This window comes from Methylovirgula sp. 4M-Z18 (assembly GCF_037890675.1).
GTDB lineage: Bacteria > Pseudomonadota > Alphaproteobacteria > Rhizobiales > Beijerinckiaceae > 4M-Z18.
Genome location: NZ_CP149574.1, coordinates 2,341,562 through 2,360,937 on the forward strand (window position 1 = coordinate 2,341,562; position 19,376 = coordinate 2,360,937).

A 19,376-nucleotide genomic window follows, 5' to 3' on the forward strand; every position below is an offset into this window, starting at 1 on the left:
GCCGCAGCTTAATCGCCTAGCGACAACAACAACCGCGCCCGGATCGTGCCCTCGAGCGCGCGGATCTCTTCGAGGATGTCCTGCGCCGCGTCGCCGACCTGGTCGGCCTCGACGACGACATAGCCGATCTCGCCGTCCGATTGGTAGCTCTGCGCCAGGATGTTCACATTGCGCTGGCTGAACACATCGTTGAGCCGGCGCAGCATGCCGGGCACATTGCGTTGGACATGAATGAAGCGCGTCGCCACCGTGCGCGCCGGCAGCTGCACCTGCGGGAAATTCACCGCGCCGACCGTCGAGCCGACGTCGGAATAATCGATCAGCTTGCGCGCGACCTCGGCGCCGATGCGCTCCTGCGCCTCTTCCGTCGAGCCGCCGATATGGGGGGTGAGAATCACGTTCGGCAGGCCCTGCAGAGGCGAGACGAAGCGCTCGTTGTTCGCCGTCGGCTCGACCGGAAACACGTCGACCGCGGCGCCGGCGAGATCGCCTGCACGCAGCGCCGCCGCCAGCGCGTCGAGGTCGACGACCGTGCCGCGCGAATTGTTGATGAGATAGGCGCCCTTGCGCATCGCCCCGATTTCGCGCGCGCCCATCATGCCCTGCGTCGCCGGCGTGTCGGGCACATGCAGCGAGACGACGTCACTCTGCTGCAGCAAGTCGCCCAGCGTGTCGACGGGCTCGGTATTGCCGTGGCGGAGCTTGTCGGTCTGATCGTGGTAGATCACCCGCATGCCCATCGCTTCCGCCAGATTGGAGAGCTGGCTGCCGATATTGCCGTAGCCGACAATGCCGAGCGTCTTGCCGCGCACCTCGAAACTGCCGACCGCCGATTTCTCCCAGCCACCGGCATGGGCCGCGACGGAGCGGTCGGGCACGCGGCGCAGCAGCATCACGATCTCACCGATCACGAGCTCGGCGACGCTGCGCGTGTTTGAGAAAGGCGCGTTGAAGACCGGAATGCCGCGGTCGCGCGCCGCCTGCAGATCGACCTGGTTCACGCCGACCGAGAAGCAGCCGACGGCAAACAGCCGGTCGGCCGCGGCGAACACCTCTTCCGTGAGCTGCGTGCGCGAGCGGATACCGAGCACATGCACGCCCTTCAGCGCAGCGATTAGATCGGCCTTGTTGAGCGCCTTCGGCAGCCGCGTCATGTTGGAATAACCCGCCTGGACGAGGGCATCGGCGGCACTGTCATTCACGCCTTCGAGCAGCAGGACGCGAATCTTGTCCTTGGCGAGCGAAAGCAGATCGGTTGAAACGGACATGGAACGGACCGGAGGGTTGGGGAGAAAGGCATAGCGGAGCGCCATCCATACTCACTCGGAGCTTCGTTTTCAACCTGAGCGGTCGGGCTGTGCCCCCGCGCTTCCCGCTTCAACGCATGCTGGAACGGCCTGTTGCGCACCATCAGGACGTCGTCAGCCATCCTGCCCGCTTGGCATTTCGCGGTCACATGCACTGACGCGTTCGATCCCGTAGCTCCGCGGATCGTGCGGATGCGCGACGGCCAACCCCATCGATGCAATTCATGAAGCCTTCCGCGGCGGGCTCGGCATCGCCCATCTGTCCGGCTGGGACATTGCAGCCGATCTAAAGAACGGCTCCCTGCCTGCCCGCGCAAAAGCGTCATCGCCAGCCAGCCCGTCACCTCCATGCTCTCATACGGCATATTGTCGATGTCGTGCTGCATGACCGCATTGGTCAGCATGATCTTTTTCGACGGATCCCACAGAACGAGGTCGGCGTCGGCGCCCGACGCGATAGGCGGCCTCGCGTTCAACCGCTTGTCGGTTTCTAATCAAGCGATCAGTCGCGATAAAAAAGGCCAAATTCTTGCATTTGGCCGCCAACCGACCACTGGACGATCCAGATCAGCGAACTGGCCGTAGAAGCGCGACCGTAATATTGTCGCGGCCGCCGGCGGAATTGGCGCGGGCGACCAGCTTGCGGCAAATATCTTGCGCTTCGCCTTCCGCTTGCGCTTCAGCATAGGCCGCGGCAACGAGTTCTGGCGTCTCGAAATAATTCCAGAAGCCATCAGAGCACAGCAGCAGCCCGGAGTCCGCCGGCAGCTCAGCCTCGCAAATATGAAAGTCGATTTCGTCGAAGCCCATGCCGAGGCATTGCAGAATGGCGTGACTGCGCGGATCGCGCATCGCCGTATCGCGGTCCATTTTGCCGACCGAGATCATCTGTTCGGCCCATGAATCGTCCACCGTGACGGGCTTCGTGGCACCTGCTTGCAGAACATAGGCGCGGCTGTCGCCGACCCAGGCGAATCCGGCGTGGCCCTCGTGGGCAAGGACGAGGACAATCGTCGTTTCCGGCGGATCGAGGCCCTCGACACCAGCGCCGCGCGCCACATCGAGCACGGCTTGCGCGGCAGCCTCCACAATCATCCGGGCTTGATCGGCCAGCGGCAGCTTCCGCATGTCGATGGCGCTCACGAACGTGTGCACGCACGCTGCAACCGCTGCCTCAGAGGCGCCCGCTGCATTTTGTGACGACGACACGCCATCGGCGACGACCAGCAACACAGCACCGTCCTCGCGCCGCGCGACAACACCGGCGTCCTGATTGCTCGTATGCCTGCGCCCCCGATCGGAAACAATGGCGAGATCGGCCCCGGCATTCAGTGCGAAATCCAGCTTGGCACCACCTGCGCCGACTTTCAGGCCGCAGGCTTCACAATATCCGCCGGCGTCGATCTCGAGATGCGCGCAAGCCACCGGCGTGGCCGCTGGGCTGCGCAGCGAAAACCCGCATGCTTCACAAAATCGAGCATCGGGATCGGCGGAAATCTCACCACAGTGCGCGCATTGCATGGTCGAAACGAACCCCGTCAGAACAATGTGATCGGCCGCACCTTATGAGCTAGATCCACCCACATGGCCTTTTCGCCGGCACTGGTCGCAAGGCGCGCGGAGTGCCAATATTCCTTCTCGGCGCCCTGGCGCAACGCGTTGAGCGTGATTGGATAGCCGAGCAATTTCGCGTCGCGACGTTCCGGCACCTGGCCACTGCGGATCTGGTCGATCGCCTTGCTGATCAGGCGCGCGGAAAGCTGATGTACGATTGCGCCCTCTTTCGGCAGCGCTTCGAGCGTGGCGCCGGCGCGCTCCAAGAAACCCTGGGCCGGCGTCTGCTCGGCGTGGATCAGCACGTTGGCGAGCGCCAAGCGCGAGGCCACATACATGCTGTGTGAGGAAGGCACCGCTTCGAGCGCCCGCGCAGCGCTGGCGGATTCTTTCGACGCCTTAAGAATGCGCGCCAAACCGAAACATGCGGCTGCCAGACCGGGGTCGACCTGAACGACGCGCTGATAGAAATGCTGCGCCTCCGCCACATCGCCAGCTGCTTCCGCCGCAAAGCCGAGTGCCAGTTTGGGGGCAAGTTCGCCAGGCATTTCGAAATAGACCCGATCGAACGCCGCCTTCGCCTCTGGCGCCTTGCCAGCCTGCAACAGCGCCTTGCCGCGATACCAATAGGCGCGCCACTCAAATTCGTTTTGCTTGAGCAGATCGGCAAGAACGGTCAACGCCGCCTCATTGGCGCCGGTCGAGATATGGGTGTCGGCTGTGCGCAACATGACCTCCGCCGAAGCCGGCATTTTGCGCCGTAGGTTGCGCAAGGCATCGAGCCGCCGCTGCGGATCAATCACCGCCGCGAGATTCAGGAGTTCGCTGGCTGCGGGATCGGCAGCATCCATTTTGAGCTGCGGCAGAATGCGCGCCAGCGGCTTGGCCGCGCCCTCCCGATCCGCCCCATCGATCAGCCCGTCGCCGAAGAACACCTTGCTGTCGGCCGGCTTCGGCTCGCTCTTGACCGCGACGATCTCGCGCAGCACGCCGAACAACTGACCCTCCATCTCGTCGGCGCTTTGAAAGCGCATATCGGGATCATCGTGGATGGCGCGCAACAAGAAGCGGTAGAAGGAATTGTTCTGTGCCAGCACCGGCTGCGAACTCTGTTCCGGAAGCGCATTCATATAGGCCGAGAGCATGCGGCGGCTCGTCGTCACCTTGCCGGTCGTCGCATCGGTCTCCTGCACAATCTTATAAAGGAAATCCATACACAGAACGGCAAGCGTGCGGCCGATCGTGTAAAGATCGGAGGAGACGGTCGGATTGTCCGCCGCGTCCTTGGCCGAATAACCGTCGGTGCCGAAGACAGCGCCGTCTGGATCGTCGATGCGGCGCACCGCGCCCATATCGACGAGCTTCACGTCGTCATTTTCGACCATCAGATTGCCGGGCTTGAAATCGCAATAGACCAGGCCCTGCGTATGCAAATAGCCAAAGGCCGGCAGAATGCCGAGGATATAGGAAATCGCCTCTTCCACCGGCAACGGTCCGCGTTCGTCGCGGATGCTCTCAAGCGTGCGGCCGCCGACATATTCGAGCACCATGAAGCCTTCCGCCCCGTGGGTGACGAAATCATAGATGCCGACGATGCGGCCATGCTTGACGGCGGCTAGAAATTGCCGCTCCGCCACGGCGGCTGCGGCCGCTTCCGCGTCTTGCGTGTTCAAGAGGCCCTTGAGCACGACCCAGCGCGAGAGCACATTGTCCCAGCCCAAATAGACCCAGCCCATGCCGCCGAAGGCGATGGGACCCTTGATCTCATATTTGCCCGCGATGACATCCCCGGACGTCAGCTTGGGCGTGAAATCGTAGGCTTCCGAACATTGCGGGCAGAAGCCCTTCATGCGGTTGACCCGCGTGTTGCAATGCGGGCAACGGCGCTTGCCGAGCGAGACCTCCGGCGTCGCCATCACCAGTTTCATCGGATCCTGGCTCGGCATGATCGGCATCGAAACAAGGCCGCCGCCCAAGGATTGCCGCCGGCTGGTGGTGCCCTTGGTTTGTCGGCGGCTGGTCTTGCCCGTGCCGTGCGTTGCGGTGGAACTGGTGAAGGCCGCTGTCGCCTTGGCCGCGGTGCTGGTTGTAGCGCTGACGCCCGCCAGCAGCGAACCCGCAGTGGCCGGTCTACCGCACGTTCCGCAAACGCCGTCCTCGATGATCCCGCTGCAAACGACGCCTTTGGCATTCACATGGGTGCAGGTCAAAGCGCTCATCGCGAACTCACTTCAAGGTTGGAAGAAACGGCACCGGGGGCCGGCCGCTCAAAACCTTTTCATAGGCCTCGATCAGACGGCGCGCCTCGCCGGCATTGAACGGCACGCGCGCCAATTCCTCGGTGCAACGCGTCTGCAGATGCGGCAATTCAGGACCGGCCTGGCCCGGCGCGATACGGCTCGCCTTGACCTGCAAGGCGCGGAAGCGCCCGCGCAAGTTCTCGAACGCATCGCGTTGTGCCACGATTTGCGTGCGCGCAACGCGCAGCTGGGCGGTGCGCTCGGCGCACAATTTGTGCCAGCGCTCGAGCCCCGCCGTCGCCCCGGACCAATTGCCGGCCTTGGCAAGATCCTTGAGTTTAGCGAGCCACACGTCGAGTTCGGGCACGATCGCATCGAAATCGGGAGAGGCGAAAGCAAATCGTGGGCGCGCCGCTTCCAGGTCCTTCCGCGCGTCGGCAACAAGCGTGGTAAGCGCCGCAAGCTCGCTGTCGGCGGCGGTGAGCATGTGGACGCGCTGCTGCGCTTGCTGCGCCTCGGCGGCGCGGTTTTGCGCTAGCACGGTCAGATCGTGCCGTGCTTTGGCGAGCCGGTCGAGCGCGGCAATCGGATCGCTCGCGAGCAGCTTTTCAGCCTCACTCAGATCGAGTTCCGCGTTCAACGCATCCGCCTTGACGCTTTGCAATTCCGCCGGCCCGGCGCTTTCCGCCTTCGCGACCAAGCTTGCCTGATCGCGCGCCTGCGCGAACACGCCCATCATGGAAGTCAGCACATCCTCGGGCTTGGCAAAGCCTTTCACTTCGGAACTGTCGAGCAGATTACGTTGTTGGATCGGCACTGCGAGCGCGGGCAATTGAATGGACGCGCCGGCCAGAAGCTGGCGCACGTCCTCGTCGTAATTGCGCAGCAAACCGCTTTTTTGTGCCTTGGCGGCCGCTTCGTCGACGTTCCGCGTCAATAACAGATAATCCTGCCACAGGTTCTCGACACAGCGTGTGACTTGGCTCGCCACTTCCAGCGTGCGCCCCGTATATTGGCCATCGCTCACCCGAGCACGCAGGACGCGCATCTGTGCCGATTCCGCGAAGTCAGTGAGATTCTTGGCGACCGTCGCGAGGCGATCCTGCCACATCTTCACTGCGTCTTGTGCATTGAACGCGCCCATCGCGACCCCTAGAGCATTTTCCAGAAAAGTTGTTCGACTTTTCGGTTAAGAAAATGCGACAAAACAAAAACTTAGAGCAATTTTCCGATTCTGAAAGAACGGAAAGTTGCTCTAGAACCGATAATCGTCGAGGCGCTGCTTGAGCCCTAGGCCCGACAGCACGACAATCACAATGCAGGCGGCAAGCGCGACATACCAGAACGTCTGGAACTGATGATCGTCGCCATGAGCCGCATCGGCTTGAATATAGGCATCGACATCCTGCATCGCGCCGACAAACGCCCGCTGATTAATGTCGATAACCGCGCCGAGCGCATCGTCAAAGTCGTGGAAGGCCTGCTCGGCGTCATTGAAACTGAACGCGACGAGCAGCGAAAGACTTGAGGCATTGTTCGATGCAAGCGCTTGCCCCAAAACCCGATCATAGACAGCCCAGCGCTGCAGCATTTTGAGCGCCGCTGCGCCCTCGCCTTCGAAGGTGATATTCGCAAGCTCCGCGCCGAAAAAACCACCGAAAGCATTGTGCATATTGGCCATTTGCACGGCCGCGTCTGCGGGTTTGTCAAGCAGCTTTGCCTTGGCCGCCGCCATATCGGCCGCGATGCGGGCTTGCCGTGCATTATCGCCGCTCGCGAGCTGATGCAAAGGCGCATCGAACCGGACCTGATAGGCATAGGCGCGCGCCTTCCAGAGCGCGTCGACAGAATCGAACGCGTCCTCCTTCGCCACATGCAGCGCATGCAACGTTCCGACAACGACCGAAATCTGATAGATGCCGAGCCCGACCAGAACCAATGTCGCGAGGGCGAGAAACACGTTCACGATGCGATGGGTGAGTTGGAGCAGAATGACCTGCGTGGCGATCAGCACGAGCAGGAGCGCGAGGCCGGACAAGGCCATTAGGCTGAATGTCCACGGCCGCTGCAGGAAATCGTTGTAGATGAGGTTGAGTTGCGTCGCATTGACATCGTTCAATCGTTCGGCCGCGGGCAGAATGATTGTTCGCATCACCGCATCGGCCGGCCCGGTATCGCTGCTGCCCGACGCATAAGAGCGCCCAACCAATCGCGCGTACTGGCTGACGCCCTGCCCCATCGCCACGACGGCGTCCTTCTCTCCGTCATAGGTGATGTTTTGCGCCGCCTCCGTCAGCCGCGCCTCGGCCGCGTTGATGTCGACCTGAAAGCGCGTCCAATAGCCGGGCGCATTGCCGCGGCCATAGGTCCGCATCAGCACGGCGTTGACATAATCGGTATGAGCTCGGGACAGATCGGTGCGAATTTCATTGGCAAGAACGATCGAATCGGTCGCGTCCTTCCCAACGGTGCGCGCGACATGTTGCAGCGATTGCAGGGCAAAGGTGACGAAGCAGAAAAAGACCACCGTCAGAACCGCGATCAGCCCCGCCGCAGTCTTCAGGCGCCACGGTACCGGCGAGACATAGGCCGCCACTTGCCGTTTAGCTGGATCGATGGGCGCCGGTCCGGTTGCCATGAGGCGCGTCAGCACTTGCGACATTTTCCGCTCCCTTAGCGCGCTTCAATCAGGATACGTGTCCACATGCCAAGTTCGATCTGATCCCCCGCCTTCAGCGGCGTCTCGACGCCCGCCTGTAATGCGGCACCATTGAGCTTGGTGCCGTTGCTGGAGCCGACATCGACGATCGTGCGGCTGCCGTCGGTTTGGCGGCAGATTTTCAAATGACGGCCCGAGACGGAGGGATCGGCGATCGCTATCTCGGGGTGGACGTCGCGGCGCGCATTGCGCCGGCCGAGCAGCATTTCGTCAAGATCGAGCGGAAATGCGCGGTCCGGCTCACCTTCGGGAAAAGGGACCGCCGCGTCGGGCGCGGTGACCATGCTGCGGTCGCAGCGGATGATCGCCCAAAGATTTTCGCTCCACGCCTTGCCCGTATTCGGCGCAAGGGGGACAGATGCAATTTGCGGCGGGGTGGGCGCGGCGACGGCCGGGGCGCTCTCGCTGGCTGGCGGGGGTAGCGGCGCTGCGGCCGCAGCAGCCGATGACGCTGAAAAATCGTGCCGGCAAACTTCGCAAAACCGCGCGCCAGCCAAGCGCGGCGTGCCGCAATCGGGACACGACCCAAGATCCGCTTGCGGCACGGGCGCACCCGGCGCAGAGGCAACTGTCGAAGGCCCGGGCTGCAAGCGCAAGCCGCATTCGGAGCAATAGTCTGGATCGGACGACGGATGGCCTTTTGGGCAAGTATAGATCGCCATCGACACGCTCACGGGCTTTGCTTGGCGCGGCGGACGGTGCGCGTGCCGCCCATTTCCAGCTCCAGCGCCTCCGCCTTGCCGGCATCGCGCTTCAGGCGCACGGTGCCCTCCGACGCATCGACCAAATCGACGACCTTAGAGAGGCGGCGGGTGACCTCCTCATTGCCGGATTCGGCGGCGATCTTTGCGGCCTTACCCAGCAGTTTGGTCGCCTCGTCGAAATTGCCGCGATCGCGCGCTTCAAGCCCTTCCTTGATCGAACTCGCGAGTTCGGCTTGGCCGGTGTAGTGTGCGACTTCCGGATTGATCCGCGCCGTCAGATCGGCATCATTGCTCCAGGTGGCGACGACCGGCTGGCCGGCCGCCTTCTCTTCGCTGCCGTCCCCGTCCCAGCGGATTGACGGGCGGCACACCAGCATCTCATCGGCGATCTCGCCTGCCTCGATCTCGAACACGGCATGATAGTCGCGCGCTTCCGTGCCCCAAGCACCGAGCGACACTTCCCAGGTGCGCGGATCGACCTGCTGACCGAGCCCAAGAATGTCAATATCTTCCGGATTCATCTGATGCAGCGAGACGAGGCGCGAGGAAGCCGGCCGCCATATCTGCAATTTCACCTTGCCGGTGCCTTTCGCCAGCGCCCGCGCCAGGCAGGCTTTGAAATCCGCCTCCAGCGCCTCGGGCTTCGGCACGGCATCGGCCGTGCCCAGCAGCGCGGTCGAAATCTGTCGCAATTGCGCCGGCGCCCAATCAACCCCAACGCCACGGCAATCGCATTGATAGACGCCTTTGCAGGCATTGATCGCCCGTTCCAGCGGCTTCGTATCGTCGCCGTTGTTCTGCCCGTCGGTGAGAAAATAGGCGTAGCAGATCGCGCCGGGCGCCTTGGCAAACTCGCGCCGCACCGTCTCGAGCCCATACGACATGAAGGTCGCGCCATTCGCGGTGATGCGCTGCACCAGATGATGCGCCTGGCCTCGGTTGGCGTCATTGGCCTCGCATAGGGGCATGATCACATGCGCCTGCGTGCCGAAGGTGACGACACAAAATAAGGTGCCGGCCGGCAGCAGGTCGATGCAGCGGCGGGCGGCATGTTTGGCGGCTTCCATTTTCTGGTCGATTTCCATCGACGTCGAATTGTCGAGCACGATGGCGACCGCGCGTCGCGCCGAAGATTGCGCCGCGCCGCTGGCCGTGACCGTGAGCACCGCATCCATGCGGCGGCTTCCCGGTGGCAGATGCGGATTGAAGAAACTTTCCAACTTGAATTGCATAGAGGGCTCTTGGATGGAAATGGATCAGCCTGCTGCCGCGAAAAACCCGAGCTAGCGCGATGAGGCAACGGCATTGGCCGTGCTCTTGATGAATCCTTCGGCAAATTTCTGTTTGATCTGGGTCAGCGCTTGTTGCGCCTTGATGCGCTCCTCGCGGTTTTTCACGTCGATTTGCGCGCCCTTGTCGACAATGCCGATGATACGGTCGGCAATATCGCCCATCATGGCAATTTCCGCGAGCGCCCCACCCTCGCTTTGCTTGGCCTTCGTATAGGCGTCGTCGAGCGCCTGCACGCCGGCTTGGGCCATGCTGTTTGCGAGCTTGCGCCGCGCGTCGCTCGACTTGGACGCGTCGGAGATTTGTTTGAGCGCGGCAATGCGGACGATTGCTGCTTTCAGGCGCGGGAGGTCAAACAGCAGCGTGTCCATAATGTTGCGATATTCGATCCGGCCGGCGGTCTGCGCCGTGCGCGTTTGCGGGATCGACTGCATCGCATCGGTCAAGGCCATGTGAAGGCGCAAGAGCCGCGTTTCGAACCCGTTGATCTGTTCGCCGAAATCGCGCACCGCGGCAAGCTCGACTGGGTCATTATTGGTGATCGCGGCGGTACGCCGGGCAGCAAAACGCTCGCGCTCGCGCGTCAGGATGCGCTGGCCGGCGGCGAGATGAACCTCGAGCTCGCGCAAATTGCTGAGATTTTCCGCGACCAGCCGGTCCATTTTCGAATCCATAGCGGTCAGTTTCGCCATTTCGCTCTGGCCGCGCTTTTCGATATCGCTGAAATGGTCGATAATCTTGCGGTAATTCGCCTTGAAGGCCTGAAAGGCCGAGACATATTTGCCGAGCCACGGCAATCTTTGCAGGAAATTGGCCATGATCGACTGGCCGTTCGCCGCTTCACGCTGCAGGCCGGTGATGTTGATGGCTTTGACTCCCGTCGCGAGTTCCGCCAGCAACGCGCCACTCGGGCCCGCATCCCCCGTCTGGATGCCTTCCAGCAGCTGATCGAGGAACTGATTGGCCCTGGTCTGCGGCTCGACGCCGAACGCATTCACCGCCGCGGAATCGAGCTTCGGCACGGTTGCAACGATCTGATCCAACTTGGCGAGCGCATCGGAGCCCAAATGCGCCACATCGATCTGATGACTGGAATCATAGATATTTGCGAGTTCCGGTACGCTGCCCGCGGTGGCGGTCTGCAAGGTAACAGCTCGGGGAGACCCGGCAATTTCAGACATGCAATCCCTCAGCGCAATTTGAAAAGAGTGTGCTCCGGCGGCCGCCTTGCCGCCACATATACCCGTTCTCGGGCGGAAAAACAAAGCCAATCGGGGCAAGAGGCGGCAGCGTGCCGGTTGGACATTCAACCCCGCAATGCGTTGGCGACAGTTTATCGCCGTCAGAGACGCGCTCTCTTTTCTGCCGCCCGAAAATGCGCCAAACTTGCCGTAGCGGCTTCGCAACGAGCCGACCAACGCATGGGGTCTATTCTGCATGAACTTCGTGTTCTTTTCGCCGCATTTCCCGTCGACGGGCACGGAATTCTGCGATCGGTTGAAGAAGGCCGGCGCGACGGTGCTCGGCATCGGCGACGCGCCCTATGACAGTCTCGACCCCTGTCTGAAGGCCGCTCTGTCGGAATATTACCGCATTCCCGACATGGACAATTACGACCAGACCTACCGGGCGATGGGCCATTTCATTCACAAATGGGGCCGCATCGACCGCTTCGAGTCGCTCAACGAGCACTGGCTCGACCTCGAGGCCGGTATCCGCACCGACTTCAACATATGGGGCATCCGCCTCGACTACGTCCAGAACATCAAGAAGAAGAGCCGCATGCGGGCCGCCTTCCGCAAGGCCGGCGTCAATGTGATCGCCCAGAAGAAGACATCGGAGCGCACAGGCGCCCTCGATTTCATCAGCCGCGTCGGCTACCCGATCGTCGTCAAGCCCGATTCCGGCGCCGGCGCCGCGCATACCTACAAGATCTCGACCCCAGAGGAACTGGACGAGTTCTTCCGGATCAAACCGGAGGGGGTGAGCTTCGTCATGGAGGAGTTCATCGACGGGCTGGTGGGGACCTTCGACGGGCTGGTCAACCGGGACGGCGAGATCGTTTTCGCCGCGAGCACGCGCTACGATGACTCGATCATGGATGTGGTCAATAATAACAAGCACATGAGCTACACCTGCCTGCCGGAGATCGAGCTGGCGGTGGAGGAAGCCGGGCGCAAGATCGTCGAGGCGTTCGACCTCAAGGAGCGCTTCTTCCATATCGAGCTGTTCGAGACGAAGGCCGGCAAGATCATCGCGCTCGAGGTCAATATACGGCCGCCCGGCGGCTACATGACCGACGCCATCAACTACAGCTTCGACATCGACATCTATGCCGAATGGGCCAACATGGTGGTGAAGAACCAGGTCGGCGGCCCGTTCAAGGGCAAATATTATACCGCCTATGCCAGCCGGAAGGATCACATCCGCTATTTGCACAGCCATGGGGATGTGCTAGCCGCGCATGGTGACAAGATCGTCCGCCACAATTCGATAGAGAAGATTTTCAGCCGAGCCATGGGAAACTACGCCTACCAATTGCGTTCCACCGACAGCAAGGCCTTGCGCCACGCGGTGGAATATATCCAGGCGACGGAGGCGTAAGGCGCCATGGAGATCGCCTACCACAAAGGCTACAGCCACAGCCTCGGCCGCGACATGGAATACAAGCGCTATGGCCATGCCGGGCGCCCGGTCGTGATCTTTCCGACGTCGCAGGGCCGCTTCTATCAGTTCGAGGACTCCGGCGGGGTCGGCGCGCTGGCCGAATTCATCGACACCGGGCGCATCCAGCTTTTCACGGTCGACGGCATCGACAGCGAGAGCTTCTTCAATAAGCACGCGGACGTCGCCGGCCGCATCGCGCGGCACGAGGCTTACTTTCGTTATATCCGCGAGGAGGCGCTGCCGGAGCTCGTTGGGACAGCCGCCGCATCGAACGGCCAACGCTGGCTGAAGCCGGTCTTCTCCGGTTGCTCGATGGGCGGGTTCCACTCCTCGAATTTCGTTTTCCGGCATCCCGATCTGGCTTCGGGCGTGATTGCACTTTCAGGCGTCTATTCGACACAGGATTTTTTCGGCGACGCGCTGGACGGCGACATCTATTTCAATTCCATGCTCAACTACCTGCCGGGCCTGAGCGACGAAGGCACCCTGGCGCGGCTGCGCGACCTCCGGCTCATTTTCTGCTGCGGACAAGGCGCCTGGGAAGAACGGATGCTGGCCGACACGCGGGTGCTGGAAAAAATCCTGCGCGAGAAGGGCATTCCGGCTTGGGTGGACTATTGGGGCGGCGACGTTTCGCATGACTGGCCGTGGTGGCAGAAACAACTGCCCTATTTCTTCGGCCGCTGGCTAGATGAAGACCTCAAGCACCGGCTGGCATAGGCGGCCTCGTGAAGGCCTGGCCTGCAGCCCTGGTGGGGATCTTGCGGGGCAGAGATATCGGCTGAGGGTCATGACTTTGATCGCCTGCCGTGGCTCAAGTGGTAGTCATGTCGAAGGCTGATCGGACCAGAGACGATGACGGAAATGTACACACCGTCACCACCCACGACCTTGTAGATTTTATCCCTTGGTCATGGTTAGCCGGCACCTTCTCCGTCGCTGACATACTCGCGGTGGTTGTACCGCGCCTTGTCGATAGGCTGGAGAGGCGGGCGGGACATCCCGCCTATCGCGACTATGTCGCGCGCCACGGCCCGCCCGTCGTACGTGAAGGCACACGCAGACCAGATGGCGCATTTTGCTGCGGCAGACTGAGCGGATACTGTCAAATATGTATGGCTTTAGGGCGTGGACTTATAACGCGCGGCCAACCATAGCCGGATAGATGCGAGTTGGACGAAGGCAAGGTAGTTTCCCGCAAGCCTGTCGTAGCGCGTCGCCACACGACGACATTGTTTGATCCTGTTGAAGAACCGTTCGACTTGGTTGCGAGCGCGATAAAGGTACGGGCTGAAGCAGATCGGGTCGCTGCGATTGCTTTTCGGGGGGATGTTGGCCCACGCCCCCTTTTTCATGGCCAGCTCTCTTATCCAGTCGGCGTCATAGCCACGGTCGGCAAGCAGCATTGACCCGGGCTTCAGACGAGAGAGCAGTTTTCCGGCAAGTCGAACGTCGTGGGCCTCGCCGGGGCTCAACGCCAACCGTACCGGCAAACCGTTGCTATCGACCACCGCGTGGATTTTACTAGTCAAGCCGCCGCGTGACCTTCCCATCGATTGGCGCTGATTCCTAGTGATGCAGGCTCCATGCTGATGCACGCGGACAATCAAGGTGTCGATCATTTGGACAGCGGCATCGTGGGCAGCAGCAAGTGCGTCTACGATGCGGCCCCAGACACCAGCCCGCCGCCAACGGACGAAGCGGTTGTAGCAAGTGGTATACGGACCAAATAACTCGGGCAGATCACGCCAAGGTGCTCCGGAGCGCAAGACCCAGAAGATGCCATTGAGGACACGACGGTCGTTAAGCCGAGGAACGCCACGCGGCTTGTTCGGCAGCATGGGCTTGATTGCAATCCATTCATAATCGGCGAGTTCGTAGCGCATGATTCGAGCCCCCAGTTTGGAGGCTTGAATCACGGGGTCTGGCCAGACGCAACGCTTCCGGGCAGGTCCCGGTTGGACGCTTACGGGGTAGAAGCGGATATCAGCCAGCCGACAATCTCCGCTGAAACCGTCGAAAATGATCCGAGGCGGACATCAAAACTGACCAGCCTCGATGGCAAACCGCACATGCGGAGTGAAGGGCATCGGAACTGACCGGTCACGCTTGTGTGGGCACGGACTACTTGTAGTAACCGACGCCGCATCCCAGGCCGGCAACCGCGGTAACTAAGCTCGCCTTCGGCACCCACGTCTTGTCAGCGCCGGGCTTGGGGGACATGTAGCTGACCTCATTGATCTGGCCCTCTTTTGCCTCGTCATAGAGCCTTGGGCCATACAGGTCGCCCGTAGGGTCCTTAAATGTCCTCACATCCTTGCCGAGCAACTGCTTTACGTTGAGATTGGCATTCGCGACGAGGAGTCCGTCGCTGAGATTGAAGCAGAACGGATAGATGTCGCCAACAAGGAAGCCGTTTTCGTCCTTGTTTATCTGGTCGAGCGTCTTGGCCTTATCGGCTTTGATGGCCGCAACCGTCTTTTCAAGCATGGCCTTAGCGTCCGCCGCAGTACCTTGCGCGAATGCCGTAGTCGAGAACAAGACAGCCATGGCGCCTACCGCGCCAATCACGAGTTTACGAAACATGGATATTCCTCCCTACCCTTCGAGCAATTGAAATTGTCATGCACCGTGCGGAGGCCCGCAGGGATCATATCCAAACATTGCCCCAATTGACCAGTCTGCTCGTGCCCGCAGATGAGCTGATACGTAGAGGCGGGGTGGCAATTTCCGGATTTGGCCCATCGCGACATACTGCGCTGCCGCACAAACTTGATCGCTATAGGAGCAAAGCGGACGCAGTCACCAGCCACATGACGCCGCCGGGTTTATAGGTACACGGCCTAGATTTTGAAGAGTCATTTCGCCATCTGGGAAATTCCTCGCTTTCAAGGACTATCGGCATCGATCGGATTGACTTCTTGCAGGCAAGCGCATTGTACGACGGCTCAACATCGGTGACGATGGACAGGGAGATTTGGCATGGAAGACCAAGAGATTCGAGCAGCTCTGGATCACCACTGGGCCGCCTCCGATGCGAATGACTTCGAGGCGGAGCACCAGATTTATCGGGAGGACGCGGTGCTTGAATATCCTCAATCGGGCGAGCACATCCACGGGCGGCAGCATATTCAGTCGTCTCGTGCCGCGCAGCCGAACCAGAAGCGCTTCACGGTGCGGCGGATCATCGGCGCAGGCAGCCTCTGGGTCACCGAATATATCCTCACCTATGACGGGCGGCCGTCCTATACGGTGAGCATCATGGAGTTCCTCGATGGAAAGGTGGCCCGCGAGACTCAATATTTCGGCGACCCGTTCGAGCCTGGGCCTTCGCGCGCGCAATGGGTCGGGCGGATGCCGTGAAACCTCACAGCCGTAAGGATGGCCATCCGCCGCTCGCCCGCATGGACCTGCCGATCGATACGGCCGCTCTGGCCCGTTATCTCATTGGCAAAATCGTGGTGCGGGACTTGCCGGAAGGCGTCGCCTGCGGCCGCATTGTCGAGACTGAGGCCTATGTCGTCGGCGACGCCGCCGGGCACGCCTATCGGGGGATGACCCGGCGCAATCACTCGCTGTTTCTCGAGCCTGGGCACGCCTATGTCTATCTCGCCTATGGTGTCTCCTACATGCTGAATGTCTCAAGCGAGGCGTCCGGGATCGGAGCCGGTGTCCTCATCCGAGCACTCGAGCCGGTTGAAGGCATCCCGATCATGCAGCAAAATCGCGGCATCGAGCGCTTGCGTGACTTAACGCGCGGGCCAGGAAGGCTCGCCGCAGCGTTGCGCATTGATCGCTCGCTCGATGGGCTCGATCTCTGCCAAGAAGGGCCGCTATGGCTCGGACGCGATAACCACGAACCCGACGAAATCGGGCAGAGTGTCAGGATCGGCATTTCGCACGATGCTGACCGCCGCCTGCGATTCTATATGAGGGGCAGTCCCTTCGTCAGCGGTCCAAAGTCCCTCAATGAATAAGAAACCGCATGCCGCATCACCAAGACAGAAAGGCCCCTACTCCCACTCGATTATCAACAAGCCAAGCAACCGTTTGAAAAGCGGAAAGAAAGAAAATTTTTGTATAGGGCCGCTTACCGTCAAGCGCCCCGTCAAAAAGGTCTGATCTTGAAATCATTGAGCTTTTTCGACCGCCACTGCGGTCCGACGTTTCGCCATCTATCGCCAATCGCATGCAATGAAGCCGCGTCACCGAGGATTTCGACGAATACACCCACAGGAATTGCATCATAGCGTTCCAAGCCACGCCCGTTCCTCCCACACCGACTCAGATTCTTCGGCAAATTGACGATCCGGGATAAGCAGCGAAAGAAGTCAGCGTTCGGCGAACGCTTTCTCAATGACAAAATGTCCCGGCGTACCGTGATTCCCTTCAACGAAATCGCGGTTGAGCAAAAGTTCCTTCGTGTCGACGAGCAATCCCGGACTGCCACAGATCATGACGCGATCTTTTTCGGCTTCGAGCTGCGGTAGGCCAATATCTGTGAAGAGCCTTCCGCTTTTCATCAGTTCGGTAATACGGCCTCGGTTTCGAAACGGGTCTCTCGTCACCGTCGGATAATAGATAAGCTGGCTGCGCACCATCTCGCCGAGCAGTTCGTCGTTCGGAAGGTGCTTGGTGATCATCTCGCCATAAGCGAGTTCAGTCACATGGCGGCAGCCGTGAACCAGAACGACCTTTTCGAAACGCTCGTATGTCTCGGGATCTTTAATCACGCTCAGGAACGGCGCGAGGCCTGTGCCGGTGCCGACGAGATAAAGATTTCGTCCACCGAGCAAATTGTCGATCACCAGGGTCCCCGTCGCCTTGCGGCTGACGATAATGCTGTCGCCCTTTTTCAGGTGTTGAAGCCGCGATGTCAGTGGTCCATCCTGAACCTTAATTGAGAAGAATTCCAGCTCCTCCTCGTAGTTCGCACTTGCGACGCTATACGCGCGCAACAGCGGCCTCTCGCCCGCCTTCAGGCCAATCATTGTGAATTCACCATTCCGGAAGCGGAACGTCGGATTGCGCGTGGTTTTGAAGCTGAATAGCGTATCGGTCCAGTGGTGCACACCCAAGACCGTTTCCTCGTTAAAATTGCTCATTCCTATGCTCCGAGGCCGCGGGGAAGGCTTAACTCAATTCATTCGTATACTAATGAATTGATCATGTCAATATTGCGGCCTCATGCGAGCGCGTCCTTACCATTCCTCGCTGAGGTTTTGTACGCACGTTCGCGCCGCCAGAGCGCCCTGCCCCCGCTCCCGCTCGATTATCAACCAAAGTTGATGCCAATCGAATCTGGGTGGACACCTGAACGACGGAACCAGATGGATATGTCGAACCCTGGCGCATTTTCGGATACGCCAGGGTCGGCAAAAGTCACTCCCACTCGATTGTTTCGACAACATCTAAACATGCGATTTTGCCGCAAAATATTTCCTCTGCGGCAAAGATTGCCGACGGTGATACCGTCAAAATTCTACGCCCCTGAATTTGCTTGGAAATTCGGACGGAAAATCTTTCGGTGGTTTCAGCATCTATCGCCATGAGCAGGTAAAATTCGTCATTCGTATCGCTTCCGATTCAGGAAGCGCCCATCAGAAAACTACCGTCAAATTTTTTTGCTGGCGTGAGCGATGAATAAGGACGCGGAATAAAGCCTGATTAAATCAGTGCACCAGCGCAAACCGCGGCTCGTTGATAGTCAGGCCGCAGTGAACGCAATCCACCGGAACATTGCCTTTTCGGCGAAATTTTGCGCTGGAGCAGCCGTTTTCCCTACTCCGACACCGTCATTCAAAGAATGAGGCGGCGATCGGTCGGCGGCGTCATACGTACGAGATCGGGAGACGGGTGACACCGGCGTGGCGGCGACGTGATCGGCTGCGGTTGCCCAGTCAGAGAGCCCTTCTCTACGGCGCGTAGAACGCGCAGGTCCGCCAGCCCTTCCTCGCCGTCCGCTTCGGGCGGCGTCCCGGAGGTAATGCAATCCGAAAAATACGCGACCTGCGCGCCGAAATGGTCAATATGAGGAAATGGCGTCTCGTGGATCTCGCCATCCCGGCGCAATCGAAGCTTGGTCGCCGTTTCGAACTTAAATCCCGGGTCGAGTTCGAGATCGCCTGACGAGCCGATGACGCGATAATTGTCGACCGGAGCGGCGCCGAAAGACGCAACAAACTGTGCGAGGCCGCCCGAGGGGAAACGCAACATAGCCCCGACCGACGCCTCTATTTCTTGGAACCGCGGGTCGTCCCCCGGCCTGTGCGCCATCGCGACGGCCTCGATCGGCTCCTCGGCGAAGATATGTCGAGCCGCGTTGATGCAATAGACGCCGACATCCTGAAGCGGCCCGCCCCAACTCTCCGCCTTCAAGCGGTGATTGCCCACGACGGTTTGAAAACTGAAGATCGATTGAAAGAACAACGGACGGCCGATCGCGCCGCTCCGTATAGCTTCGAGCACGGCAACCGTGCCGGGCTCGTTGTGGAGCCGATAGGCTGTCATGAGAAAGACCCCGGCTTCGCGCGCCGCCGCGATCATAGCAAGCGCTTCTTCCTCACTGGTCGCGATCGGCTTCTCGACCAAGATATGTTTTCCGGCGCGCGCGGCGCGAATGGCGTAATCCGCATGCAAGTGATTCGGGGTCGCGATGTAAACCGCATCGATATCCTGGCCGCATACCACCGCATCATAGCTGCTGTAATCGACGACCGATCCGATACCATAAAACTCCGCTAATTTTGCAGATTTGCGCCTGTCTCCCGTGACGATGACCGTCACCTTTGCATTTCCGGATTGTCCCACGCCGGGTAGAAACGCTTGCTGCGAAATCCAGCCCGCACCGACGACCGCGTAACGGATCATTCTGCTCTCCCATGACATCTGACAA

16 protein-coding genes and 1 pseudogene are annotated in these 19,376 nt (G+C 60.5%); 5 read left to right on the forward strand and 12 right to left on the reverse strand.

Annotated elements, in window-relative coordinates:
* Positions 1 to 8: 8 nt before the first annotated feature.
* From serA to V9T28_RS10905, 8 genes are all read right to left on the reverse strand, one after another.
* A complete protein-coding gene (gene serA, locus V9T28_RS10870; protein ID WP_116399813.1) occupies positions 9 to 1,268 on the reverse strand; it encodes a phosphoglycerate dehydrogenase in 1,260 nt (419 codons plus the stop codon).
* Positions 1,269 to 1,874: 606 nt separating this feature from the next.
* Positions 1,875 to 2,732, reverse strand: a complete 858-nt coding sequence (locus tag V9T28_RS10875) for a PP2C family protein-serine/threonine phosphatase (protein ID WP_158554692.1) — start codon at positions 2,730 to 2,732, stop codon at positions 1,875 to 1,877.
* A 113-nt stretch (positions 2,733 to 2,845) separates the two neighbouring features.
* Entirely contained in the window at positions 2,846 to 5,080 is a 2,235-nt protein-coding gene (locus tag V9T28_RS10880; protein WP_116398983.1) for a serine/threonine-protein kinase, read from the reverse strand.
* Positions 5,081 to 5,087: 7 nt separating this feature from the next.
* The gene (locus V9T28_RS10885) at positions 5,088 to 6,245 is read right to left on the reverse strand and encodes a hypothetical protein (protein WP_116398984.1); all 1,158 of its coding nucleotides are present in this window, start codon (positions 6,243 to 6,245) and stop codon (positions 5,088 to 5,090) included.
* A gap of 111 nt (positions 6,246 to 6,356) precedes the next feature.
* Entirely contained in the window at positions 6,357 to 7,763 is a 1,407-nt protein-coding gene (locus V9T28_RS10890) for a hypothetical protein (protein WP_116398985.1), read from the reverse strand.
* 11 nt (positions 7,764 to 7,774) lie between these two features.
* Positions 7,775 to 8,482, reverse strand: a complete 708-nt coding sequence (locus V9T28_RS10895) for an FHA domain-containing protein (protein WP_116398986.1) — start codon at positions 8,480 to 8,482, stop codon at positions 7,775 to 7,777.
* Between the two features lie 8 nt (positions 8,483 to 8,490).
* Positions 8,491 to 9,756, reverse strand: a complete 1,266-nt coding sequence (locus V9T28_RS10900) for a VWA domain-containing protein (protein ID WP_116398987.1) — start codon at positions 9,754 to 9,756, stop codon at positions 8,491 to 8,493.
* Positions 9,757 to 9,807: 51 nt separating this feature from the next.
* Positions 9,808 to 10,995 carry a toxic anion resistance protein gene (locus tag V9T28_RS10905; protein WP_158554693.1) on the reverse strand — a complete coding sequence of 396 codons (1,188 nt, stop codon included), beginning with the start codon at positions 10,993 to 10,995 and terminating at the stop codon, positions 9,808 to 9,810.
* 256 nt (positions 10,996 to 11,251) lie between these two features.
* Between V9T28_RS10905 and V9T28_RS10910 the strand changes: the two genes are divergently transcribed.
* The 3 genes and pseudogenes from V9T28_RS10910 to V9T28_RS10920 all read left to right on the forward strand — a co-directional run.
* Positions 11,252 to 12,418 carry an ATP-grasp domain-containing protein gene (locus V9T28_RS10910; protein ID WP_116398988.1) on the forward strand — a complete coding sequence of 389 codons (1,167 nt, stop codon included), beginning with the start codon at positions 11,252 to 11,254 and terminating at the stop codon, positions 12,416 to 12,418.
* A 6-nt stretch (positions 12,419 to 12,424) separates the two neighbouring features.
* Positions 12,425 to 13,201 carry an esterase family protein gene (locus V9T28_RS10915; protein ID WP_116398989.1) on the forward strand — a complete coding sequence of 259 codons (777 nt, stop codon included), beginning with the start codon at positions 12,425 to 12,427 and terminating at the stop codon, positions 13,199 to 13,201.
* Positions 13,202 to 13,395: 194 nt separating this feature from the next.
* A pseudogene (locus V9T28_RS10920) lies at positions 13,396 to 13,576 on the forward strand (glutathione S-transferase family protein); the annotation flags it as partial.
* Positions 13,577 to 13,602: 26 nt separating this feature from the next.
* On the opposite strand, the gene V9T28_RS10925 reads toward V9T28_RS10920, so the two are convergent.
* Positions 13,603 to 14,367: an IS5 family transposase gene (locus tag V9T28_RS10925; protein ID WP_116399815.1), complete on the reverse strand. Its 765-nt coding sequence runs from the start codon at positions 14,365 to 14,367 to the stop codon at positions 13,603 to 13,605.
* A gap of 238 nt (positions 14,368 to 14,605) precedes the next feature.
* On the reverse strand, positions 14,606 to 15,067 hold the full coding sequence (locus V9T28_RS10930) for a cache domain-containing protein (protein WP_116398990.1): 462 nt from the start codon (positions 15,065 to 15,067) through the stop codon (positions 14,606 to 14,608).
* A 396-nt stretch (positions 15,068 to 15,463) separates the two neighbouring features.
* Here V9T28_RS10930 and V9T28_RS10935 point away from each other — a divergent pair, with 396 nt between their 5' ends.
* Positions 15,464 to 15,844, forward strand: a complete 381-nt coding sequence (locus V9T28_RS10935) for a nuclear transport factor 2 family protein (RefSeq protein WP_116398991.1) — start codon at positions 15,464 to 15,466, stop codon at positions 15,842 to 15,844.
* On the forward strand, positions 15,823 to 16,458 hold the full coding sequence (locus tag V9T28_RS10940) for a DNA-3-methyladenine glycosylase (protein WP_116398992.1): 636 nt from the start codon (positions 15,823 to 15,825) through the stop codon (positions 16,456 to 16,458). Before V9T28_RS10935 ends, V9T28_RS10940 begins: the two co-directional genes overlap by 22 nt.
* Before the next feature lie 354 nt (positions 16,459 to 16,812).
* Here the strand turns inward: V9T28_RS10940 and V9T28_RS10945 are convergent, their stop codons facing one another.
* A complete protein-coding gene (locus V9T28_RS10945) occupies positions 16,813 to 17,586 on the reverse strand; it encodes a ferredoxin--NADP reductase (protein WP_116398993.1) in 774 nt (257 codons plus the stop codon).
* Positions 17,587 to 18,280: 694 nt separating this feature from the next.
* Positions 18,281 to 19,351 (reverse strand): Gfo/Idh/MocA family protein, encoded by a 1,071-nt coding sequence (locus V9T28_RS10950; protein ID WP_116398994.1) that lies wholly within the window; start codon positions 19,349 to 19,351, stop codon positions 18,281 to 18,283.
* Between the last annotated feature and the right edge of the window lie 25 nt (positions 19,352 to 19,376).